Source organism: Bombilactobacillus sp. ESL1187, assembly GCF_058107155.1.
Genome location: NZ_JBYLTZ010000001.1, coordinates 322,655 through 345,153 on the forward strand (window position 1 = coordinate 322,655; position 22,499 = coordinate 345,153).

Here is a 22,499-nt window from a genome sequence, read left to right on the forward strand (position 1 = left end):
TATTATCTGCTGAAGATATACTTTAGATTTTAATCATTGTCATCAGATGAATTATCTTGTTGTATAATAATTAGAATAGATTTATTATTGCCCAAATAATTCTAGGACTATCAAGAACTAAATTATAGCCAAAGGTAGGTTTTTTTGTGAGAAATCAAGATTCATGGTGGGACCGGCTTTTTAATAAGCTCCGTAACCATTTTTTAGAAACTGATCAACCAATTGGAGTTCATTCCCAAAATCATTTTCGTTCGCAGCCTGCACCACAGCCAACACCAAGCGCCCCGACTCCAAATTCCAATCGGGTGGTAGACCCCGACGATTTACCAACTACTTGGACCGGACGGATTACCCTTGGCATCAGCGTTATTCGGAAACTATTTTTAGTACTTTTTGTCGCTGGTATTTTAGTCATTGGCTTAGGAGCAGGAATTGGTGGCGGCTATTTAACTGCTATTATTAGCCGTGAACCGATTCCTAGTTATACTAGTTTAAAAAATCAAATTGAAAAAGTCGATCAATCGACGACGCTTTATTTTGCCAATAATGTCAAGATGGAGCGGGTTCCTTCAGATACCAAACGCCAACCGGTCAAGTTTAATCAAATCTCGCCTTATCTTAAAAAGGCCGTCGTTGCCACAGAAGATGAAAACTTTTATCAACATCACGGCGTCGTTCCAAAATCAGTGATTCGCGCCATCTTGGGGCAAATTACGGGTTACGGAACGCAAACTGGAGGTTCCACTTTAACGCAGCAATTAGTAAAAATGCAAATCCTTTCATCAGAAACCACTTGGAAACGGAAAGCGACTGAAATTTTGCTAGCTACCCGTTTAGAAAAGCATTTTTCCAAATCGCAAATTTTAGAATCCTACTTAAATGTCATACCTTTAGGCCGCAATAACCGTGGCCAAAATATTGCCGGTGTAGAAGCTGCTGCAGAAGGTTTATTTAATACCTCCGCAGCCAATTTAAGCTTAGCTCAAGCTGCTTTTATTGCTGGTCTACCACAAAGTCCTTCAGTTTATACTCCGTTTGATCAAAGTGGTCATTTAAAACAAAACTTAAAACTTGGTTTAAAACGTAAAGATATTGTTTTGTTTAGAATGTATCGCAGTGGTGATATTACGCATCAACAGTATTTAACTGCCAAAAAAGTTGATCTCTCCAGTCAATTCATTGCCCATCAGGCTGCGCCAAAAACCAAAATTAAATATGGGTATCTGTATAATTTACTGACTGATAAATTACGGGTCAAGTTGATGCACCAATTGGCGACAGAAAATAAATTAAGTTATCACCAAGTTACGCATGACAAAGATTTATATCAAGTCTATTATCAAAAAGCCAACCAAATGATGAGTGAACATGACTACCATATTCATTCAACCATTAATAAAGATTTATATGATAATATGCAAACTGCGTTTGCTCAAAATGCCGACTTATTGGGAACCACACATCAATCAACCGCCAAAGATCCGAATACTGGTGTCAATGTTAAGGTGCAAGAACCAGTGCAAAATGGTAGCATTTTGCTAGACAACAAGACTGGTGCGGTCTTAAGTTTCGTGGGTGGCCGTGATTTTAAAAAGAACCAACTCAACCACGCTTTTGATACGCTACGTTCACCTGGATCTTCCATTAAGCCAATGTTAGTTTACGCGCCCGCCATTGAAAATGGGCTCATTGGTAGTAAGAGTCTAATTGCGGACTTTAAAGTTAAATTTGGCAAATATGCGCCAACCGATTTTGACGATACCATCGGTAATAAATTTGTCCCAGCTGACAAAGCTTTAGAGCAATCATTAAACATTCCGGCAGTCCAGTTGTACCAGAAATTACAGCAAAAAGTTAATCCCAAAACTTATATGGATAAAATGGGCTTAGCTTTAAGTAACCGCGAATATCACGAACTAGGTATTTCTTTAGGTGGGACCCGTAATGGTTTCAGTGTTGAACAAGAAGCCAGTGCGTTTTCTACTTTTGCCAATCAAGGTGTCCATGTTAATCCGTATTATATTTCCAAGATTACTGATGTTAATCACCATGTTATTTATCAACACAAAACCAAAAAACAGCGCGTCTTCCAAAAAGGGACCTCTTATATCATGCAACACATGATGCACGGAGTTATTGAACAAGGAACAGCTTCATCCTTAACTTACCAATTAAACTTTAATTACAAGAATGCCTTTGGTAAAACCGGAACTTCGAATAACTTCCGTGATAACTGGTTTGTTGGTAGTACACCAGGGGTCACATTAGCTTCGTGGATGGGTTATGATAATTTATACGGTCATAACTACAATTTAGCCGAAGATTCCACAGAGACGAACCAAACTACTTGGGCTAATTTAATGAATAGTGTCTACCAAACTAATCCCCAACTTCTCAAGGCCAATCAAACAATGCAACGTCCGACAAGTGTGCATGCCCAAAAAGTTCTCAGTGCTACTGGTACTTTGCCTGGTCATACCACTTATCAAGGCTATGACACTGATCTTAATTCGCCTTTGACAACCAGCTTATTTTATAAGCAAACAGCCCCATCACTTAGTCACCACTTTGCAATTGGTGGTACTAATAAAAATTATCGTTTATTCTGGAATCATTATTTTGGACGCGATAACGGCTACGGTGTAACCCAATACTTGGATGACGAAACGCCAAGCCATAAAACCAATCGTAAACGTAGCTCCAATGGTTTACCGGATTCTCTTTTAGGCGATTATGTCCCACCAACTCGCAGTACAGAAAATTCCAACAGTATTTCCAATAGTGAAAGTAACAATTCCTATAACAACTCGACGATTAGTGGTGCTGGAAGTAATACTAGTTCGACCAGTACTTCGCAATTACCAGCCACTAATAGTCCGACCAATAATTCAACTTCCTCAACAGTCGATACTCCTCCAGCAACTACTCCTGAAGACAGTACTACTACCAATCAATCTAATGATTTGGAACAATAGCAAACAAAAAGACGTCGTATCAGAAAAAATTCTGATAACGGCGCCTTTTTTATTTAAGTTGGAACCCAAATTCTAAGCGATTTTCATCCCAATTTTTTATTTAGTAGTATTACGTTTAATTAAGCTGTAAGGTAAGCTAACTTCCAATTGATCCACAGGTTCATTATTCATCAATTTAGTTAACATCCGCATTGCAACAGCACCAATATCATATAACGGTTGAGCAATGGACGTCATTTTGGGGCGTGTGACATCACACAAAATGGTATTACTGCTAGTAATCAATTCAAAATCTTCCGGAATCTTAACGCCCGTTGTCGCTGCTGCATTGACAATGCCGGCCGCCAATAAATCATTAGCCACATAAACTGCTGTGGCCCCACTTTCATGAATGGCATCCCAAACTGCAGCCCCTGCTTGTAAATTGTAAACTGTTTCGAAAACATTACTGGAAGAATAAGTTAAACCGGCTTGTTCTAAGGCATCACGATAACCTTGTAAACGATATTTGCCATTAATTGAGTTACTTAAATCATCGGCTACCATGGCAATTTGTTGGTTGCCATTATTGATTAATAATTGCACTACATCACGAACCGCTGTGCGATAATCAATATTCACACTAGCAATCTTGCCGCTATCATCAATCGCACCAGCGAAAACTACTGGCACGCGAGAATTAATCATTTCTTTATGCAATTCAGGTGAAACACTTTCTCCCATATAAATAATTCCATCGACTTGCTTAGCCAATAATTCATTAAATAATTGTTGTTCACTGACAATGCCCTTATTTAAACTAGTCAACAAAATATTATATTTATACATTGAAGCAACGTCATCAATTCCTTTAGCTAGATTAGCGTATAACAAATCCGTCATACTAGGAATAATGACACCAATCGTGGTACTCTTTTTGCTTGCTAGACCACGTGCCACCGCATTGGGCCGATAATGTAATTTATCAATTACCGCCATTACTTTCTTACGCGTAGTTTCTTTAACATTATTATTCCCATTAACAACCCGAGACACAGTTGCCATGGATACGCCAGCTTGTCGGGCCACATCCGTAATTGTTATGTCTTTCTCTGGTTTATCCATTTTCAATACCTCAACTCAATTGAACTTATTTTCATTTATTTTCATAACTAATTTAACAAAAATCAAGCATATTTGCAAGCGCTTCGATGAAAATACATCATTTTTTCAAAAAGTGCTATACTTGATATAATTATGTTGGGAGGTATGACATGAATCATTTACAAAGTTTACAACAATGGGTTGCTGATCAAAATTACGATGTTGTTTATATTAGTAATCCAACTGATATTTTATATTTCACAGGTTTTCATAGTGATCCTGAAGAGCGCGTGCTAGCATTATTTGCTTTTCCAGATGCTGAGCCGTTCTTATTCACACCGCAATTAGAAGTTGGTGCCGCCAAAAAAGCCGGCTGGAAACATGATGTGTTTGGTTATTTAGACCATGAAGATCCATTCCAATTAATCGCTGATCATATTAAAGAACGAACCAGTAAGACTACTAATTGGGCAATCGAAAAAGCCGATTTATCCTACATTCGTTATGAAGCAATTAAGAAACAATTTCCAGATGCGCAATTTCCTGGCAATGCTTCTGAATTCTTGGATCAATTAAAATTAATCAAGTCACCAGCAGAAATTGAATTGATGAAAGAAGCTGGCAAACAAGCTGATTATGCCTTTAAATTAGGGTTTGAAGCTTTATCAACTAGCCGCACGGAACAACAAGTAGTAGCTGAAATTGAGTATGGTCTGATGAAGCAAGGTGTCATGCATACGAGTTTTGATACTATCGTTCAGTCCGGTGACAATGCTGCTAATCCGCACGGTGTACCAGAAAAGCGTAAAATTGAGGCCAATGCCTTAGCCCTCTTTGATTTAGGAACTGTCAACCAGGGTTACATGAGCGATGCGAGTCGGACAGTAGCTTTTGGCACTTTAAATGATCAACAAACAGATATCTATAATGTTTGTTTGGAAGCCCAATTAGCTGCCATGGATGCTGCTAAACCAGGAATTACCGCTGAACAATTAGATGCGATTGCGCGCAAGATTATTACAGACGCTGGTTATGGTCAATACTTCATCCACCGGCTTGGTCACGGCATTGGCACTTCTACGCATGAATTTCCATCCATTATGGAAGGCAACCAGATGGAATTAAAACCTGGTATGTGCTTCTCTATTGAACCTGGAATTTATGTTCCTGGTGTCGCAGGTGTGCGGATTGAAGACTGTGTTTACTTAACAGACAATGGCTGTGAAGCATTTACCCACACCACTAAAGAATTACAAACTATTCCGGTTCGTTAAGTTAAATCGCACTTGAATCTTCCAGAATAATATCATTTGCTTATCTTATGTAATAAAAAAATGAGGTTAACACCTCATTTTTTTAATCTTCAGTTTTGACAATTTGACTTTCATCTAATTTAATATCATCAAAATTGGTTTTAGTGTCATCATTGGCCGAGGTAACATTTTGATGTAATGTTTGAGTATTCTGATGATGCAAAATTTGCTGAACTTGACCAAAATCAAATTGCGCTAATTGACTTAAATGTTCAATCACGTAATCAGTAATTTCACTTTGATGCTCCTGCCATTTTTTAAAGGCCCAATAACTTAACCCTGTACCTAGTACTGTGCCTAAAATAAACTTACCTTTTGCCATTTTAGATTACCTCTTTATTTCTTACGATAGATCTTCCACGCTACTTTTGCTAATTTACCGGCAGTTTTGGGACTTAACTTGCCCAAATGTAATTTAGAACTAGCTTCAGATTTGTCAGTCATTTTTTCTAAACTCGTTCCTACATTTTCCAAAGTTCCAAACAATGGATTCAAACTTGCTATTTTTGAATTAACATCATCCATCAATACATTTACTTTAGCAGTTAAATCATTGCCCTGATTAGCGATTTTATCAACATCAATCGTTAACGTCTTAACAGTTTTAGTAGTTTCTTCAACAGTAGCTTGTAAGTTCTTTAAAACCTTCGCTAATTGAACCAACATCATTCCTAAAAAGATTACTAAAACTACAAAGGCTAAAGCTGCAATTAAGCCTGCTACTTGTCCCAATGTCATATTAATTCCTCCAGTTTTTGTATTATCATTATAAATTCTATCATCAATTCATGACAACAGCAATTTTAGCGGTTATACTTTAAACTAGTTCTTAAAGGAGTGTACTTTCATTGAATAATATTTTAGGTAAATATAACCTCAATAATAATACGCAACAACAGCAACAAAACAATGCTAATCACAATCAATTATTCTGGCAACAGCTCAATAACCCCCAATACTGGATTAACTTACTGAATACAATTGTCAGTGACTTGATCAAGATTATTCTATTAACTATTGCCTTTTGGCTACTTTATAAATTAGGCCGCCGCTTTGTTTCGCGGATTGCCAACAATCTAAAAAGTAGTGAAACTAGCTCCAATCGTACGCGCACGATTGCGACTTTAACTCAAAATATTTATTTTTATTTTTTAGCCTTTATTTACATTTATATGGTTCTATCTATTTTGGGCGCCCCCGTCGGTACTTTAATTACCGGCGCCGGTATTTTCAGTTTGGCTTTAGGGCTCGGTGCTCAAGGCTTCGTCAGTGATGTGGTTACCGGTTTTTTCATTCTAGTGGAACAACAATTTGACGTTGGCGATTCAGTTACCGTGGGCGATATTTCTGGCACAGTCACTTATATTGGTTTACGAACTACGCAAATTCGCAGTGCTGACGGTACTTTGAATTATGTTCCCAATCGCAATATTACCATCGTTAAAAACTTATCCCGCGGTAACATGACGACAATTATTAACTTACAGTTATTTCCGCATACGGATATTAAAGCTGTCACCAAAGTTTTGAGTCAAGTCAATCAACAACTAACTCCCGAAGATCCTGATTTAGTGAATGCGCCGCATTTATTAGGACCAACGGATGTTGTGAACGGCATCTTAATTTATCAAATTCAAATTGATACTCGTAATGGTGCCCAACTAATTGTTAAACGTAAATTTTTGGAGGCTTATCTAGCCGCGTTACAAACTGCTAAGATTGCTCTACCCGAAAATAAACTTGATTTAACCCAATAAATTGTCGCAATTAAAAGACAGAAATGGTTAGAAATTTAATAATTTCCTGCCACTTCTGTCTTTTTTATAGCTTGTTAAAATTGACGATTTGTGTAAAAGAATATTGGCTTTAATCTAGTCAATTAACTAGCATCTAACCTAATTCTTGATAAGCTGTCACAAACTTTTTCAGAGCTTGTGCTCGATGACTGACTTGATTCTTTTCAGCGGTAGTTAACTCGGCCAAAGTTTTTTGTAGTTGTGGCACATAAAACAAAGGGTCATAACCAAAACCATCATTGCCTCGCGGAACTGTTAATATTAAGCCATCCAACTGTCCTTTAACCACTAATTGTTGCTCTTGAATGGGATCTTTATACACTAACGTCGTGACAAAGTGGGCAGTTCTTTGCTCCAGAGGAACTCCGCCTAATTCCGCTAACAGCCGCGCATTATTGGCAGCATCATCATGATCACCGGCATAACGCGCTGAACGTACCCCAGGTTGCCCATGTAACGCATCAACCATCAACCCTGAATCATCAGCAAGTGTTGGCAAATTTAATTCTTTGATGGCTGCATTAACTTTTAACCACGCATTCCCCTCAAATGTCGTAGCGGTTTCGGCAACGTCCGGCATTTGTGGATAATCTAATAATGTGGTAATTGTAATTGCTTGTTGTGCTAATAATTGCTGTAACTCTCGAACTTTATTTGCGTTCTTGGTTGCCACTAATAACTTTTTCATTGATCAAACCTCCACTTGTTGGGCTGTAATCGGTTGTTGTAACCATTGCGTTGCTAATTTTTTAAATTGTTGCGCAGAGCCAGTAGTATAGTACTGATGTTGAGCTAAATGATCTGGCGCAGCTGTCAAATTCTGTTGCTGTAAAAAATCTTTTAATTCAACGACCGCAGCACTACCCGCATCAATTAGCTGAACTTTAGGCCCCATTGCTGCTTGAATTAAAGGTGTCAGTAACGGAAAATGGGTACACCCTAAGATTAATGTATCTAACGACTGCGGCATTAATGGCGCTAACGTTTGTTGAACTAGCAATTGGGCAGCTGAACTTTTTAAATCACCTTGTTCAACCAACGTCACAAATTCCGGTGTTGGTAAACCGCAGATTTGTATCTGTGGCGCTAACTGCTGAATTTCTTTTTCATAAGCTTGAGAATTAATGGTGCCCTGGGTCGCAATTAATCCCAATTTATTTTGCTTAGTTTGGCGAATTGCTTGACGACTGCCCGCATCAATCACGCCAAAAATGGGAATTGGAAATAATTGTTGCATTACTGGTAGGGCCGCAGCGGTTGCTGTATTACAAGCAATTAAAACTACTTTCACCTTTTTAGTGATTAAAAAAGCAATTAACTGTTTGGTAAATTGCTGGATTTCTTGCGGTGAACGAGGGCCATATGGCAACCGTGCCTGATCACCAATAAAAACAGAACTTTCAGCTGGTAATAATTTTAAAGCAGCCTTGACTGCCGTCAACCCACCCAATCCGGAATCTAAAAAACCAATTGGCCGATTATCCATCGACTCACACCCTTCAAATTTAAATTGTAATTAATACTTGAATTTCTAGTGTACTACAAATGAGCGGCTATATGTAAAAATGCAGTCCAATTAAGCTAGAGTTGATACAATCTCAATCTTACTGAACTACATTTTAAGCATTAGTGATATTTATTAGAGATGGTAGTAGGTTTACGCTGCTGCCAATCTTTGGTATAGAAATAATCTTTTAAATGGTAACTAGTCTGTTGTGGCTGTTTTTCGTGCACAAATTGATTAATACCTTGATCAACCTTAACCCAGCCGCGCCAGCCTAAATGAATCGTATCTTGCATAAAGTAAGGTATATTACCATCAGAATGCAAATCTAAAATATGCTGAAAACCTTGGGAACGTAACTGATAAGTGATTTTATGGTCAAAACGATTTAGCATGGACTCCTGTAAACCAGTATAGTCCATCCATTGCCGATTAATCGGTGGAATCACAAATAGAGGTGTCACGTGGTGTTTTTGAAATTGATTTAATAATAATTGAAAATCAGAAAATTCTGGGCCATATTCATAGGTATAGTGTTCTTGACTATTTTTTAATCCCCGCATAGAGTTCTTTAATTTCTGATTATAAAATTTATTTTCAATCCCCAAATTATTATCAGTGGAGTGTTCTTGACCTAAGTCTTTGGCCATCACATCTAATTGTTGGTAATTATAATGATCAGGCAAAGCGCGCGCATGTTCAGCAATCATTGCTCGACGATCTTTTATGAAAAAGCGTGTGAATAATTGATCCTGATGCTGCAAGTTTTTGCTAGCTAAACCAGTAATCATCAAGCGTTGCTCGGCATTAATTGGTTGGCCGGCGGCAATATTTTTTAATGCACTTTCCACATTTTCGTCGGCACTACCTGCCGGCATACTTAACAAGCGTCTAGCAGCGTAACGATCCGCTTCAGTCTGTGGTCGGGCATGATTAATAAAATATGTCGCCTGTTGCTTAGAATAATAGTAGTCAAACATATTTTTATCAACGCCTTTTTGCACGAACCATTGCGGCGAAATAATTACAACTACGCGGTGATGATCCAAATGCTTTCCCATGGCTTGTGCTGAAAAGAAATGCGTCAAAGACTGCGTTCCTGGAGCTCCCAATAAAAATGGTTGGTAGCCACGGTGGTACTTCTGCGTCAAGACAGATGGATGAAAAGAATCAAACCGTGATAATTCTGAAGACCCCATAATCATCAAATAATTCTCATCCAAAGCTCTATCTTTAATTTGATCACCACGCAAAACATTCGCTGATAATGAAGTGGCGGCCTTTTTAACCGTTGTAGCTCCTGGTGCGGGCACTTTCAACGGACCGTATAAAACTAATAAGGCTAAAAGTGCCGCGGTTAACATTGGAGCAATAATTTTGATTAACTTTTTAAAGTTACTCATTGGCCAGATCTTTTACCTTCGCAATAATTTTATTCGGTGTATCCCATTCGCTACGCTCTAATTCTGAAACCGGAACGTCAATACCTAATTGCTGCTGTAATTCGAGTAATAATTGCACTGTAGCCATCGAATCCAACAAACCACTATCAAATAATGATTCATCTAAATTTTCCTTCACAGAATCTGTCCCTGTTAAATCTGCCAAAATATCTAAAACTGTTGTTTGAATATCCATAATCATTGATCCCCTTTAATTTTACTTAAATTAGATAAAACTATATCCAATCTGATGAACTATTACCGCATTAACCAGTTTGTTTAATTAAACCATAATTGATTTAAAAAGCCTGAAAAGATTAAAAAACTAAAACAAACTGTATTAAAAGTTAAAAAGATGCCCAAATATTTGGTCCAGCGATTAGACGGAATTTGTTTACGATGCCGTTTCTTAAATCTTAACCAAGCATCAGTCCCGATAATTAAACAGGCGTGAAATAACCCATACACAATATAGTACCAAGTCTCGCCGTGCCAAATTCCCATTAAACCAAACAAGAGCAAATAACCAATATTCGCCATTGCGATCCGACTCTTTAAAACTTTATGCTTCATCGCCCAAAAAACAAAACGCATATAAATATAATCACGGAACCAGAAGGACAAACTCATATGCCATCGATTCCAAAATTCTTTAATATTCGGTGCCAAAAACGGTTTGTTAAAGTTAATCGGAGTTTGAATTCCCATTAAATAACTGGTCCCAATTGCAAACAAACTGTAACCGGCAAAATCAAAGAACAAATACATACTATAACAATACATAACTAAAATCACATAAACAGATAGTCCTAAAAAATGACTATTGCGTTGCAATAAGGCAATGTGCTCCAAACGCGGCAACATTACCGTTCCAAATAGGTAACCTAAAAGAAACTTATATAAAAATCCTAAAAAGATATTATGCAGCCCTTTACCAATGAGCTCAACATATTGAGCTTGCGTCGGCACATTATCGTAATCTTTAATAAAGCGCCGGTAACGGTCAATTGGTCCCGATGACAACGTTGGGAAAAATAATAGAAAATGTAAGAATTTTCCTAAATGAAATTCCTTAATAGCACCGTCGCGAATTTCCATTAACATTCCGACCGTTTTAAAAGTTAAATAACTAATTCCTAAAAACGCCACAATCGAATCCCGCCCGTGATCAAAGAGGGGCGTAAATTTAACAATTGCTACTTGAATAATGGATAAGAAGACTGCTAAGGCAAAAATTCCAAATTTATTAGGTGAGTCTTTCTTCGTCCGATAATGACTGTAGCTTGCCACGATAATGACTTGGATAATCGTATACCCAATTAAAGCTAAGCCTTGTTTCAGTTTATCATTGTCAAAAATTAAAACCAAAAAGATCAGCGAAATGATTGTTTCGTACCACCGCCAACGCTTACCATGATATAAACCAATCATTAATGGCAGTAAGGCAATGAGTAACAGAATAAAATACTGTGGATTTTGATAGGGTTGCACATTAGGCATGATGATTTACCTCAGCCATCAATTTTTTCCGATCAATTTTGCCATTAGCGGTTTTCGGTAAAGCTTGTCGTACCTCAATGCGCTGGGGCACCATATATGACATGACATTTTGTGCTAACTCTTGCTTTAAGGTGGTAGATGCTTGCTCTAGTTCTTGATTCAAGACTACAAAAGCCACCAATTGGCTCACCTTATGCTGCGCATCATAACGCGGAACAGTGACAGCTTGATCAACTTGTGGCAAAGCCGCTAAATTTTGATCAATATCTTCTAGCTCAATGCGATAACCATGTAACTTCACCTGAAAATCCGTGCGTCCACGATAAAACAATAAACCGTCCGAATCCATAGTTGCCAAATCGCCAGAACGGTAAGCCAAACGTCCAGCCTGTTTTTCAAAAGCTTGAGCCGTTTTATCAGGATTATTCAAATAGCCCTTCGAAACACTGGGACCACTAATAATTAATTCCCCGGCTTGGGCTGATTGTCCTGATTCATCAACCAAGGTAATATTCGTGTCAGCTTTAGCATAACCAATTGGTAAACGCTCATACTGTTCAATGATCTGTGGAGTGATTTCAATCGAAGTTACCGCAACACAAGCTTCAGTTGGTCCATAGGTATTAAAGACTTGGGCTTGTGGAAAACGTTGTAACAGTGTTTGGGCTGTACTGCGCGTTAATTCTTCACCACAAAACAAAAAATGCTGTAATTGTGGATAGTGTTGTTGATCAAAATTTTTATCTAATAAGCACAATTCCACAAAAGATGGTGTTGAAACCCATTCCTGTAAGTCTAGTGTCGGTAAAACCTGAAATAATTGCGCAAAGTTATCAGTCGTTGCTTGATCTAAAGCCAATAATTTGCCGCCCAACACTAAAGTCGGATACAAGTCCATTACCGACAAATCAAACGAATACGGCGGCTGTGATAAACAACGAACTTGCTGTGGCAAATTAAAATCAGATAACATCCAATTAACATAACTTAGCAAATTATTATGACTAATTTGAACTCCCTTAGGTACCCCCGTAGTCCCCGAAGTAAAGATAATATAAAAATTATCATCACCTTGGACACTTAAATCAGAATCTAATGGTGGTTGTGAACTAACCAAAGCGGTCTGTAATTGCTGTGGTGTAACAGTTATCACATCCAGAGTAATTGGCAACTCTTGGACACCAATTACCGCTGCTGGGTGAGCAATCTCACTAATTTGTAGTAAGCGCTCATTGGGTGAATGAACATCAACTGGAATATAGGCATGACCGGCTTTGACACAAGCTAACATAACCACTACAGTTTGAAAACTTTGATCTCCATAAATCATGACCGGCTCACCAGTCGGCAAGTCCAAACTTTGCAAATAAGCTGCTAATTGTTGACTATCATGAAATAATTCTTGATAAGAATGCTGACCGGCAGTATCTTGATAGCAAATAGCCGGATTATCTTGCGCAATCTGATCGATTGTTGTCAAAAGATTAGTTATTTTTTCATTCAAAAGGCTTCCTCCTAAAATTCATTGTAGATGAATTTACTATTATTAATACCAGAATAACTATATAAATACACCAAAGCCATAATGATGAGAAAATACAGTAAAGTCAACGATACAAACCGCACTGTTGGATGCTGCCAAAATTTTTTGAACATAAAAACTCCCCAAACTAAAAAATTTAAACAAACACATTATAACGCAATATTCTAAAAAAAAAGAACTTTCCCTCTACTACTTACAAAAAAATATCTTTTTTGCACAGTGTAAACAAAAAGTTCCTCATAAATTATTTATTAATAACTATCAAATAACGCAGCACAGTCCTGTTTAGGAGTGTTTAGCAATTACTTGTTTTAATTGGTCTTCACTTTGATAACCTACCAAAGTTTCCACAACTTGACCATCTTTTTTCAAAATTAAAGTTGGGATTGCCCGAATACCAAATTGTTCTGGTGTCTTGGGATTAGCGTCAACATCCATTTTGGTAAATTTAACATCATCGTATTGCTCAGATAATTTTTCAACTACTGGTGATTGCATCCGACAAGGACCACACCAAGTTGCCCAAAAATCGGTCAACACCAAGCCTTCTTTAGTCTCATTTGCAAAATCCTGATCAGTTAAACTGTCAACCATGAGCTCATCTCCTTTAAATAATTACATAATTTATTATAACAACTATCTATTCAGAAACCAATTAATTGCCTGGCACTTTAGCCAAACTTCACAATGGTTGCACCCTGGCCACCAGAACTAGCTGGGGCATATTCGAAAGATTTAATACGAGAATTTTGTCGTAACATTTTCCAAACGCCTTTGCGAATCACTCCTGTACCAAAGCCATGCACAATTGTGACCTGTCCGTAGCCCGCCATCAAGGCTGAATCTAAATACTGCTCCAAATCATTCATAGCCTCTTCATAACGTTCGCCTCGTAAATCAAGCTTTAAGGGGACGTTAGTATGCGCCCGTTTTTGGGAAAAATGACTCTGTTGCGCAGCAGCTGCATTTTTGACCTTAGTTAACTGTTCTGGTTTTAATTTCATTTTGATAATTCCCAATTGCACTTCAAAATTACCTTTTTTATCCTGACCAACGACCACTCCATCTTGACCATATTCATCAACATGGACATCATCGCCCACTTTGATCTGTTGCTTGCGTTTTTCCCGTTGCAAGACCTTATTTTTTTTGAGCACGGGGTCTTGATGCAAGTTTTTCAAACCAGTTTTGGCCGCAATAATTCGATCTTCTTTGATTAAATTAGGGGCCTTTTTTTGTAAGCGGTGCAAATCTTGAATAATTTGGTCTGATTGTTGTTGTGCTTGATCCACCAGCTGATTGGCTTGTTGACGAGCCTGATTTAAAATTTGATCTTGTTGTTGTTCTAAAGCTTGTTGCTCTTGTTTTAATTGTCGTTCTTGCGCTTGCAGTTGTTGGGATTGTTGTTGATAATGCTGATATTGTTTTTCAAATTGCTTCCGCTGACGCTCTAGATCTTGAATCATTTCATTCAAATCTTGATCAGCGCCACTCTGTAAATGGCGTGCCCGCTCAACAATCGTGGTTTGCATCCCTAGTCTTTGAGCAATATCAAAAGCATTACTACTTCCTGGAATCCCAATTAACAATCGATAAGTAGGCTTTAAAGTTTGCAAATCAAATTCCATGGAAGCATTGGTTGTTTGCGGATAGTTATAAGCAAATAATTTTAACTCAGGATAATGGGTGGTGACCATCAATAAACAATGACTTTGACTCATCGCCTCAATTACAGCAATTGCCAAGGCTGCTCCTTGTTGTGGATCCGTGCCCGCACCTAACTCATCTAATAAAACTAAACTAGAACCGCTTAATTGCGGTAACATTGTAATAATGTTGTCCATATGTGACGAGAACGTACTCAAATTTTGTTCGATTGATTGTTCGTCACCAATATCAGCAAAAATTTCAGTCATGACTGCTACTTTACTCCCCGTTTGTGCAGGAATAAATAACCCCGATTGCGCCATTAATTGCAATAAGCCGACCGTTTTTAACGTTATCGTCTTACCACCCGTATTTGGACCCGTAATAATTAAATTCTGAAAATCTTGCCCCAAATTAATCGTATTCGCTACGACCTGTTGCGCATCAATTAGCGGATGACGTGCTTGATTTAAAGCAATAACTTGATTAGCAGTGACTATTGGCTGAGTAGCTTGTTGCTGTTGCGCCAATTGTGCTTTAGCTTGAATTAAATCCAATTGGCCAATTAAATCGCTGTCTTGTTGTAACTCGGTGACGTAAGGTCGCAATAAATCACTTAATTGCTGATAAATGCGTTGAATAATTTGTTTTTCTAAAGCTTGTTGCTCTTGAATCGTATTATTTAAATTAATGACACTCTGAGGTTCTACATAAACTGTTTGACCACTAGCACTTTGGTCATGAATAACCCCACCAAAGTGATTGCGTGCTTCTTGACGCACGGGTAAAACTAAGCGGCCATCGCGAATGGTAATTAAATTTTCTGTGAGATATTTGCGACTATTGCCTTGTAAATAATGATCCATTTGGGCCCGTACTTTTTGTTGCGAATGATTAATTGTCCGTCGAATTTGCTTTAATTGCGGATCAGCATCATCTAACAGATTCCCTTGTTCATCGACCGATTGCTGCAAACGTTCATTAATACTAGCTAGTGTAACGAGTTGCTCACCATAGCGGTATAACTGATTTAATGACACCCCATCAACACGTAATTGATCAAAGAAAGTCTTTAATTGATTGCTAACCCGTAATACACTACTAACTCGATATAGTTCATTACCATTGAGCACTGCGCCAATTTTAATGCGCTTTAATTCAGATTGTAATTCGTGAACCGGTTCTAACGGCAAATCTTGTGCTAAGCGATGTAATTCCACAATATCGGCAGTTTCATCCAGTAATTGCTGCACCAAAGACCGCTTGGTTTGCGGTTTTAATTGTTTCAGTTGTCGTTTTCCAGGCTCTGTTATTAAAAATGGCGTCATTAAATTTAAAACTTTGTCGTACTCCAACGTTTCTAAAATCCGTTGATTCATCTTGTTCTTCCTTTATTGTTAAATTAATTTCACAACATTACATCAATATTGTTCGTCAGCTGGCGCTGTCTGTATAACTACCAGCATACTTTGAATAAATTTTCAGTAGTGGTTAATTTTCTAACCAAACAAAAAACTGAGTCCAAAGTTCTTAGAATTTGCGATAACCTAGACAAATCTTTTCAGTAAGCACACCTTTTGATTTGTTCCCATTATTTTGCATGTTCTAAATAACTTTATGCTCAGTTTCTTTATAAAACACCAATTAACAAATTAGTAAACAATTGTGTTAGTCCAGTTGAGTAACGGATCATTGTTGAAGCAATTGTCGAACGACTTAAAATATGCTGCAAGCCCGTAATTGGAATTAAGGCTAAAATATATAAGACCATAAAAATTCCCACATAATTGCATACTAAAGCCAAAATTGCACTCAAAGGGCGATTAAAATCGCCGCCGAAAGAAAGATACGTCAAATCGTTAAAATACGCTCCAACTATTCGCGTCAAACACCAACCACCAAAAACCACAAATAAGAATGCAATTCCTAAATAAAAGGAACTATCTAAACTTAATCGTACACGTTGACTAAAAAAAGCAAAATAGCTTTGCGGCGAAGCGGATGGATAAGGAACAATTAAGTCTAATTTAGGACCTAACCAGCGATAGGTGCCCCACGCACAAACGAAACTAATTACATAACCGATTGTATAAACGCTTTGCAGCGCTAATCCTCTTCTAATCCCAGCATAAATTCCGTAAGCCAAAGTTAGAATTATTAATACACTTAACATTCTGACACCTGATCATTATAAAATTTATTGTTGTGAATTATCTTCATCACTAGAAAAGGTATTTAAAACTTCCTGTACCATTTCCCACTCATCGTCATCAGTAATTGGCATCAAGTCACCAGAAGTTACATCCCCATTTTCATCAGGAATAAAGCTAAAAGCTTGAATTTCAATTTCATCGTCATCTTCTTGAGCAGCGCGATACATTAGAACATATGATTTGCCATAATCATCCGAATCAAATGTAAATAAAATTTTATAAACTTCTTGGTTGCCTTGATCGTCACTTAAGACAATTTCTTGGTCAATATTTTCAGGTTTGCCGTCCATTAGTTAACCTCTCTACTGTGGATTAGCCTTTTGATAGGCCAGTTTATCTAAATAATTTTGCAGAATCATCATCGCTGCGACTTCATCAATTACTTGATGACGTTTATGCCGTGATACATCAGCCTCTTCGATCAACATCCGTTGAGCTTGCACTGTCGTTAAGCGTTCATCAATATAATCAACGGGTAAATTAAACTTTGTGGCAATCATTTTACCATATTCTTGGGATTTAGTAACACGTTCACCCTCAGAATTATCCATATTTTTAGGTAAGCCCACGACAAATTGCTCTACTTGATATTGCTGTACTAACTGTGCCAAGCGCTCCAAACCAAACTCTTGTTGGTCTTCATCAATGCGGATAATTTCGACGCCTTGAGCAGTCCAGCCTAGTAGGTCACTCACCGCGACACCAACGGTCTTGGAGCCAACATCTAAGCCCATAATTCTCAATGATTGTCACCATTTTCTAAATAATAACGAACTAATTCTTCGATAATTTCATCCCGCTCATGCTTTAGAATCAAATTACGCGCATCATTATAACGGGGAATATAAGCTGGATCACCCGACAACAGATAACCTACAATTTGGTTGATAGGATTATACCCCTTATCTTCCAGTGCCTTATAAACCTTTTGCAAAGTATCGCGAACATCCTGTCTTCGACTCTCGTTGAAGTCAAAGCTCATTGTATTATCTAAAGAACTCACAAGCTACACCTCTTTTTATAATCCTTATCATACTCAAAAACTGATTCAATCACAAATCTATTTTCAAGTAATCATTATATCATAGTCTAAAAAGAGGTCCTTGACCATTGATTAAGCTTGAGCAATTAATTGACGGGCCAAAGTTAAAGCTGCATCTAATCCAGTTGCATCTTTCCCGCCCGCCTGGGCTAATTGATCGCGACCGCCGCCGCCGCCATTGATTTTCGGAGCAATTTGCTTAATTAATTGCCCAGCTGTCAATCCTTGGGCAATCGCCTTAGAACTAGCAGCTACAATACCAAGACATCGGCAAGCAGCTACAATTAAATTAGCTTTACTTCCGTTTTTAGTTCCCAATACCAAGACATCTGATTGCGACTTTTGCTTCCAAGTATCTGCCATTTGCCGCAATTCATTCATTCCCGTATCAGGTACGGCTGTAATAATCGCTGTCATGGAACCAAGTTGTTCAACCTGATTTAATAAGTCACCGGCTTCTTGTTGGGCCACCTTGACTTTTAAATCTCGTAATTTTTGCTTAGTACTCTTTAATTCGGCGGTCAATTGTGTGACTTTTTCAGGCAAAACTTTCATCTGCGGAACTTTTAATTCTTGCTGCATTTGTTGCAAATAATGCAACTGTTCTTGATCGGCCTCGTAAGCTTCTTGGCTCGTAACCGCCGTAATTCGTCTGACACCGGAACCAATAGCTGTTTCAGCAATAATCTTAAACATGCCAATTTCGGCCGTGTTTTTGACATGCGTACCACCACAAAATTCCATGGAAAAGTCAGCAATTTTCACAACTCGGACTTGATCCCCATACTTGTCATCAAATAGTGAAATGGCACCTAATTTCTTCGCCGATTGTAAATCTGTTTCAATCGTTTCTACAGGAATTTCTTGCCAAATTTGTTCATTAACGATTTGCTCAATTTGGCGCAACTGCGCGTCAGTCAAACGATCTAAACTAGTAAAATCAAAGCGCAGATAATCTGGCTCGACTAATGAACCAGCTTGATGGGTTTTATCGCCCAAAACATTCCGTAACGCCTGATCCAATAAATGCGTAGCTGTATGATTCCGCCGAACTTTTTTCCGGAAAGTTTGATCAATAGCTAAATGATAGGTTTGGCCTTGCACCAACGGTGCTTTGACATCAACTAAATGTAAATTTTGACCATTTGGTGCATGTTGAACGTCGATAACTTGGGCAACCGTGGTTCCGTTTTGGTCTTGAATCACCCCAATATCGGCCACTTGACCACCCATTTCAGCGTAAAAAGGCGTTCGATCAAAAATTAATTGTGCTTGACCAGCTTTGACCTCAGCAACTGTTTGATCAGCCACGATGATCGCTTGTAAAACACCATCATCAATGCTCATTTGGTCATAACCAACAAATTCGCTCTCAATGTTTAAGCCCATTAATAATTGATCTTGATTACCCATAGACTGTTGTTTACCACGTGCTTGCCGAGCACGTTGCTTTTGTTGCTCCATTTGGGCATCAAATCCAGCGCGATCGACACTTAAACCTTGCTCTTGTGCTGACTCAACCGTTAATTCATACGGAAAACCATAGGTATCAAACAATTTAAAAGCCGCACTACCACTAATTTGTTGGCTGCCGTTAACTTTAACTTGAGCAATCGTTTCATTTAGCAAAGCTAAACCATCATTCAAGGTTTCGGCAAACCGTTTTTCTTCACTAGCAATCACCTTTTGAATATATTCTAATTGGGCCAATATTTCTGGATAATAACTGTCCATAATTTTTCCAACTACAGGAACTAATTGACTTAAAAATGGACCTTGAATTCCTAATTTATGACCATTTAAAACCGCGCGTCGAATTAAACGCCGCAAAACATAGCCCCGACCTTCATTCGACGGCAAAGCGCCATCACCAATTGCAAAACTAACCGTCCGCACATGATCGGCAATAATCTTAAAAGCCACATCATCGCTAGCAACAGCACCATAATGTTTATCAGCAGTAAAAGTTTCTGTAGCTCGAATGATTGGTAAGAACAAGTCAGTTTCAAAATTTGTTGGTGCATTTTGAATCACGGAAACAATCCGCTCTAAGCCCATACCAGTATCAATATTTTTATGTGGTTGATCCACATATTGACCATTAGGCAAATGGTTTAACTGGGAGAACACGATGTTCCAAATTTCCAAGTAACGTGCATTTTCGCCCCCGGGATAATTCTCAGGATCGTTTTCCGCAACATCATTATTTTCCTGTCCGCGATCATAAAAGATTTCAGAATCTGGACCGCAAGGACCCACCCCAATATCCCAAAAGTTATCTTCAACTTTATAGATATGATCAGGCTGCACACCTTGCTTAATCCAACAATCATAAGCCGCTTGGTCCTTAGGATAAACTGTGACAAATAATTTTTCCGGATCAAAATCAAACCACTCGGGACTAGTCAACAACTCCCATGCCCAAGCAACAGCCTGGTCTTTAAAATAATCACCGACTGAAAAATTACCTAACATTTCAAAAAAGGTTTGATGTCGAGCAGTATGTCCCACATTTTCAATATCATTAGTACGAATACTTTTTTGTGCCGAAACTAAACGCGGATTTTTCGGAATTACTTCACCGTCAAAATATTTTTTCATCGTTGCTACACCAGAATTAATCCACAATAATGTTGGATCATCCTTGGGTACTAATGATGCACTCGGCTCAATCGTATGACCTTTTTGAGCAAAAAAATCTAAGAACATTTGGCGCACTTGCGCACTAGTCATTTGTTTCATAATTTCACTCCTCAATAAAAAAACAAAATCATTGCTTCACAAGGGCGCTTAAGCGTGGTACCACCTTGATTGCAACGATTTTGTCGTTTGCCACTTCATTTATTATTTTAATTTAAACGTTGGGAGCACTGCATTAAAACCAACAGGTAATTCCACCAACCTTACCCTCTCTCAAGAAAGTTTGAACACAGCATATCCAATTAGTTTTAATAATAATTTTAAAATTCTAGAAAGTCAATTCTTTTTCAATAATCTGCTCATAAAAAATGCCTCCAAAAATTAAGATTATTGTCCTAATTCTCAGGGAGGCATATCATACTAAACACTTTAGTGCTGTTGTTTCCGCATTTTTTTGCGTTGATTGCGCTGAGCACGTTGTTCTATTTTACGTTTTTGCCGTCGGTCTTGGTCAACCGCTTGTTTAATTTTCTTACGATAACCAGGCTTTTTCTTCTTCTTTTCTTTTTTAACTAAGCCGACTAATGTTGGATCTAACTGATGCTGCGAAGCCGTGCGTTGTTGGCGGCGATCATGCTGATGGGTCGCAACTAATTCACCGTTTTTGATTTCTTTAGCTGCAAATTTGATTCCTAAATTTTCTAAATGTTGTAACTTTTCTTCTTCTTCCGGTGCATATAACGTAATAGCGCTCCCGGCCATTTGATTGCGCCCAGTCCGTCCCACGCGGTGAACAAAAAAGTCATCATCGTCCGGAATTTCATAATTAACTACATGAGAAACTCCCGGAATATCAATCCCCCGAGCAGCTAGATCAGACGCTACGACAAATTGATAATCCATATTTTCAATCGCCTTCATGGTGCGCTTACGTTCCCGTGGCGTTAATCCGCCATGAATGCGGGCAACATTTAACCCTTTAACTTTCAAAAAATTAAAAACTTCATCAACCGTTTTTTTCTTATTCGCAAAGATTAACGCTAAATACGGTTGACCTAAGGTTAAAACTTGATATAAAACAGTCTTCCGATCCCGTCCACGCGTAAAAATTGCCAAATTCGTAATATTAGGGGCAATAATTGTTGGAACCGCTAGTTTAATCACTTGTGGTTCATATAAATATTTTTTCAAAAATGGCTGTAACTTATCCGGAATTGTTGCTGAAAACACCATCGTTTGTAATTTGTCAGGCAAACTGCTGGCAATATGGTCGACCTCTTGCAAAAAACCTAAATCCAAAGTCATATCAGCTTCATCAATCACAAAATATTTAGTTTGGTAAACCAAGAGCGCCTGATTTTTGATCAAATCCCAAATTCGTCCTGGAGTACCAATAACAATTTGAGGTTGCTGCTGTTTCAAATGTTGTACTTGTTTTAATTTATCGGTTCCTCCGACGTATAAACCAATGTGCAAATCTAAAGTACTCGTTTGAATTAATTGCTGTGCTGCTTCGCGAATTTGATATGCTAATTCCCGACTGGGAGCAGTAATTAATAATTGTACTTGTTTAGTAGCCATTAACTGATTAATTAACGGTAACAAATATGCGTGCGTTTTGCCACTACCCGTTTGTGCCTGTACAATCACATCATGACCTTTTTGGATCACTGGAATGACTTGCTGTTGAACGTTAGTAGGCTGCTGAAAATTAATTTTAGTCAGCGCTGTCTTCAAAAATTCTGCAAAATGGTAATCTGCAAAATTAGCCATAATTTTAACCTCAAATTTCCTTAATCTC

General features: G+C 38.1%; 21 protein-coding genes. 3 read left to right on the top strand and 18 right to left on the bottom strand.

What is annotated here, in order from left to right; all coding sequences use genetic code 11:
- Nucleotides 1–146: 146 nt before the first annotated feature.
- Nucleotides 147–2,975 (top strand): transglycosylase domain-containing protein, encoded by a 2,829-nt coding sequence (locus tag AC3B5B_RS01775; RefSeq protein WP_489769148.1) that lies wholly within the window; start codon nucleotides 147–149, stop codon nucleotides 2,973–2,975.
- Nucleotides 2,976–3,071: 96 nt separating this feature from the next.
- On the opposite strand, the gene ccpA is transcribed toward AC3B5B_RS01775, so the two are convergent.
- Nucleotides 3,072–4,079, bottom strand: a complete 1,008-nt coding sequence (gene ccpA, locus AC3B5B_RS01780) for a catabolite control protein A (protein WP_489757266.1) — start codon at nucleotides 4,077–4,079, stop codon at nucleotides 3,072–3,074.
- Between the two features lie 149 nt (nucleotides 4,080–4,228).
- Here ccpA and AC3B5B_RS01785 point away from each other — a divergent pair, with 149 nt between their 5' ends.
- Nucleotides 4,229–5,332: a M24 family metallopeptidase gene (locus AC3B5B_RS01785; protein ID WP_489769149.1), complete on the top strand. Its 1,104-nt coding sequence runs from the start codon at nucleotides 4,229–4,231 to the stop codon at nucleotides 5,330–5,332.
- Nucleotides 5,333–5,414: 82 nt separating this feature from the next.
- On the opposite strand, the gene AC3B5B_RS01790 is transcribed toward AC3B5B_RS01785, so the two are convergent.
- Together AC3B5B_RS01790 and AC3B5B_RS01795 are read right to left on the bottom strand one after the other, a co-directional pair.
- Nucleotides 5,415–5,693: a hypothetical protein gene (locus AC3B5B_RS01790; protein ID WP_489757264.1), complete on the bottom strand. Its 279-nt coding sequence runs from the start codon at nucleotides 5,691–5,693 to the stop codon at nucleotides 5,415–5,417.
- A gap of 14 nt (nucleotides 5,694–5,707) precedes the next feature.
- Complete coding sequence (locus tag AC3B5B_RS01795) at nucleotides 5,708–6,109, bottom strand: DUF948 domain-containing protein (RefSeq protein WP_489757263.1); 402 nt, start codon at nucleotides 6,107–6,109, stop codon at nucleotides 5,708–5,710.
- A gap of 110 nt (nucleotides 6,110–6,219) precedes the next feature.
- Between AC3B5B_RS01795 and AC3B5B_RS01800 the strand changes: the two genes are divergently transcribed.
- The gene (locus tag AC3B5B_RS01800; protein ID WP_489757262.1) at nucleotides 6,220–7,128 is read left to right on the top strand and encodes a mechanosensitive ion channel family protein; all 909 of its coding nucleotides are present in this window, start codon (nucleotides 6,220–6,222) and stop codon (nucleotides 7,126–7,128) included.
- Between the two features lie 133 nt (nucleotides 7,129–7,261).
- On the opposite strand, the gene AC3B5B_RS01805 is transcribed toward AC3B5B_RS01800, so the two are convergent.
- The 15 genes from AC3B5B_RS01805 to AC3B5B_RS01875 all read right to left on the bottom strand — a co-directional run bounded on the left by AC3B5B_RS01805 (nucleotide 7,262) and on the right by AC3B5B_RS01875 (nucleotide 22,471).
- Nucleotides 7,262–7,855: an XTP/dITP diphosphatase gene (locus tag AC3B5B_RS01805; protein ID WP_489769150.1), complete on the bottom strand. Its 594-nt coding sequence runs from the start codon at nucleotides 7,853–7,855 to the stop codon at nucleotides 7,262–7,264.
- Nucleotides 7,856–7,858: 3 nt separating this feature from the next.
- Nucleotides 7,859–8,653 carry a glutamate racemase gene (gene murI / locus AC3B5B_RS01810; RefSeq protein WP_489757260.1) on the bottom strand — a complete coding sequence of 265 codons (795 nt, stop codon included), beginning with the start codon at nucleotides 8,651–8,653 and terminating at the stop codon, nucleotides 7,859–7,861.
- Between the two features lie 140 nt (nucleotides 8,654–8,793).
- Nucleotides 8,794–10,074: a D-alanyl-lipoteichoic acid biosynthesis protein DltD gene (gene dltD, locus AC3B5B_RS01815; RefSeq protein ID WP_489769151.1), complete on the bottom strand. Its 1,281-nt coding sequence runs from the start codon at nucleotides 10,072–10,074 to the stop codon at nucleotides 8,794–8,796.
- Entirely contained in the window at nucleotides 10,067–10,309 is a 243-nt protein-coding gene (dltC, locus tag AC3B5B_RS01820; protein ID WP_489757258.1) for a D-alanine--poly(phosphoribitol) ligase subunit DltC, read from the bottom strand. Before dltC ends, dltD begins: the two co-directional genes overlap by 8 nt.
- 83 nt (nucleotides 10,310–10,392) lie before the next feature.
- Nucleotides 10,393–11,613 carry a D-alanyl-lipoteichoic acid biosynthesis protein DltB gene (dltB, locus tag AC3B5B_RS01825; RefSeq protein ID WP_489757257.1) on the bottom strand — a complete coding sequence of 407 codons (1,221 nt, stop codon included), beginning with the start codon at nucleotides 11,611–11,613 and terminating at the stop codon, nucleotides 10,393–10,395.
- Nucleotides 11,606–13,117: a D-alanine--poly(phosphoribitol) ligase subunit DltA gene (gene dltA, locus AC3B5B_RS01830; protein ID WP_489769152.1), complete on the bottom strand. Its 1,512-nt coding sequence runs from the start codon at nucleotides 13,115–13,117 to the stop codon at nucleotides 11,606–11,608. The genes dltB and dltA overlap by 8 nt, the downstream gene beginning before the upstream one ends.
- An 11-nt stretch (nucleotides 13,118–13,128) precedes the next feature.
- A complete protein-coding gene (locus AC3B5B_RS01835; protein ID WP_489757255.1) occupies nucleotides 13,129–13,269 on the bottom strand; it encodes a teichoic acid D-Ala incorporation-associated protein DltX in 141 nt (46 codons plus the stop codon).
- Between the two features lie 172 nt (nucleotides 13,270–13,441).
- Nucleotides 13,442–13,750, bottom strand: a complete 309-nt coding sequence (gene trxA, locus AC3B5B_RS01840) for a thioredoxin (RefSeq protein WP_489757254.1) — start codon at nucleotides 13,748–13,750, stop codon at nucleotides 13,442–13,444.
- Nucleotides 13,751–13,827: 77 nt separating this feature from the next.
- Nucleotides 13,828–16,182, bottom strand: coding sequence for an endonuclease MutS2 (locus tag AC3B5B_RS01845; protein ID WP_489769153.1), 2,355 nt, complete (start codon nucleotides 16,180–16,182; stop codon nucleotides 13,828–13,830).
- Nucleotides 16,183–16,433: 251 nt separating this feature from the next.
- Nucleotides 16,434–16,976 carry a CvpA family protein gene (locus tag AC3B5B_RS01850; protein ID WP_489757252.1) on the bottom strand — a complete coding sequence of 181 codons (543 nt, stop codon included), beginning with the start codon at nucleotides 16,974–16,976 and terminating at the stop codon, nucleotides 16,434–16,436.
- Between the two features lie 24 nt (nucleotides 16,977–17,000).
- The gene (locus AC3B5B_RS01855; protein ID WP_489757251.1) at nucleotides 17,001–17,306 is read right to left on the bottom strand and encodes a DUF1292 domain-containing protein; all 306 of its coding nucleotides are present in this window, start codon (nucleotides 17,304–17,306) and stop codon (nucleotides 17,001–17,003) included.
- Nucleotides 17,307–17,318: 12 nt separating this feature from the next.
- A complete protein-coding gene (ruvX, locus tag AC3B5B_RS01860) occupies nucleotides 17,319–17,759 on the bottom strand; it encodes a Holliday junction resolvase RuvX (RefSeq protein WP_489757250.1) in 441 nt (146 codons plus the stop codon).
- Nucleotides 17,756–18,019, bottom strand: coding sequence for an IreB family regulatory phosphoprotein (locus AC3B5B_RS01865; protein ID WP_489757249.1), 264 nt, complete (start codon nucleotides 18,017–18,019; stop codon nucleotides 17,756–17,758). Before AC3B5B_RS01865 ends, ruvX begins: the two co-directional genes overlap by 4 nt.
- Before the next feature lie 111 nt (nucleotides 18,020–18,130).
- Nucleotides 18,131–20,800, bottom strand: coding sequence for an alanine--tRNA ligase (gene alaS, locus AC3B5B_RS01870; protein ID WP_489769154.1), 2,670 nt, complete (start codon nucleotides 20,798–20,800; stop codon nucleotides 18,131–18,133).
- A 327-nt stretch (nucleotides 20,801–21,127) separates the two neighbouring features.
- A complete protein-coding gene (locus AC3B5B_RS01875; protein ID WP_489769155.1) occupies nucleotides 21,128–22,471 on the bottom strand; it encodes a DEAD/DEAH box helicase in 1,344 nt (447 codons plus the stop codon).
- Between the last annotated feature and the right edge of the window lie 28 nt (nucleotides 22,472–22,499).

Coding starts and splice junctions, on each gene's coding strand:
- AC3B5B_RS01850 (WP_489757252.1), bottom strand. CDS start 16,976: ATGTTAAGTGTATTAATAATTCTAACTTTGGCTTACGGAATTTATGCT.
- alaS (WP_489769154.1), bottom strand. CDS start 20,800: ATGAAACAAATGACTAGTGCGCAAGTGCGCCAAATGTTCTTAGATTTT.
- AC3B5B_RS01875 (WP_489769155.1), bottom strand. CDS start 22,471: ATGGCTAATTTTGCAGATTACCATTTTGCAGAATTTTTGAAGACAGCG.
- dltD (WP_489769151.1), bottom strand. CDS start 10,074: ATGAGTAACTTTAAAAAGTTAATCAAAATTATTGCTCCAATGTTAACC.
- AC3B5B_RS01785 (WP_489769149.1), top strand. CDS start 4,229: ATGAATCATTTACAAAGTTTACAACAATGGGTTGCTGATCAAAATTAC.
- AC3B5B_RS01805 (WP_489769150.1), bottom strand. CDS start 7,855: ATGAAAAAGTTATTAGTGGCAACCAAGAACGCAAATAAAGTTCGAGAG.
- AC3B5B_RS01855 (WP_489757251.1), bottom strand. CDS start 17,306: ATGGACGGCAAACCTGAAAATATTGACCAAGAAATTGTCTTAAGTGAC.
- ccpA (WP_489757266.1), bottom strand. CDS start 4,079: ATGGATAAACCAGAGAAAGACATAACAATTACGGATGTGGCCCGACAA.
- AC3B5B_RS01835 (WP_489757255.1), bottom strand. CDS start 13,269: ATGTTCAAAAAATTTTGGCAGCATCCAACAGTGCGGTTTGTATCGTTG.
- dltB (WP_489757257.1), bottom strand. CDS start 11,613: ATGCCTAATGTGCAACCCTATCAAAATCCACAGTATTTTATTCTGTTA.
- AC3B5B_RS01790 (WP_489757264.1), bottom strand. CDS start 5,693: ATGGCAAAAGGTAAGTTTATTTTAGGCACAGTACTAGGTACAGGGTTA.
- AC3B5B_RS01845 (WP_489769153.1), bottom strand. CDS start 16,182: ATGAATCAACGGATTTTAGAAACGTTGGAGTACGACAAAGTTTTAAAT.
- trxA (WP_489757254.1), bottom strand. CDS start 13,750: ATGGTTGACAGTTTAACTGATCAGGATTTTGCAAATGAGACTAAAGAA.
- dltC (WP_489757258.1), bottom strand. CDS start 10,309: ATGGATATTCAAACAACAGTTTTAGATATTTTGGCAGATTTAACAGGG.
- murI (WP_489757260.1), bottom strand. CDS start 8,653: ATGGATAATCGGCCAATTGGTTTTTTAGATTCCGGATTGGGTGGGTTG.
- AC3B5B_RS01795 (WP_489757263.1), bottom strand. CDS start 6,109: ATGACATTGGGACAAGTAGCAGGCTTAATTGCAGCTTTAGCCTTTGTA.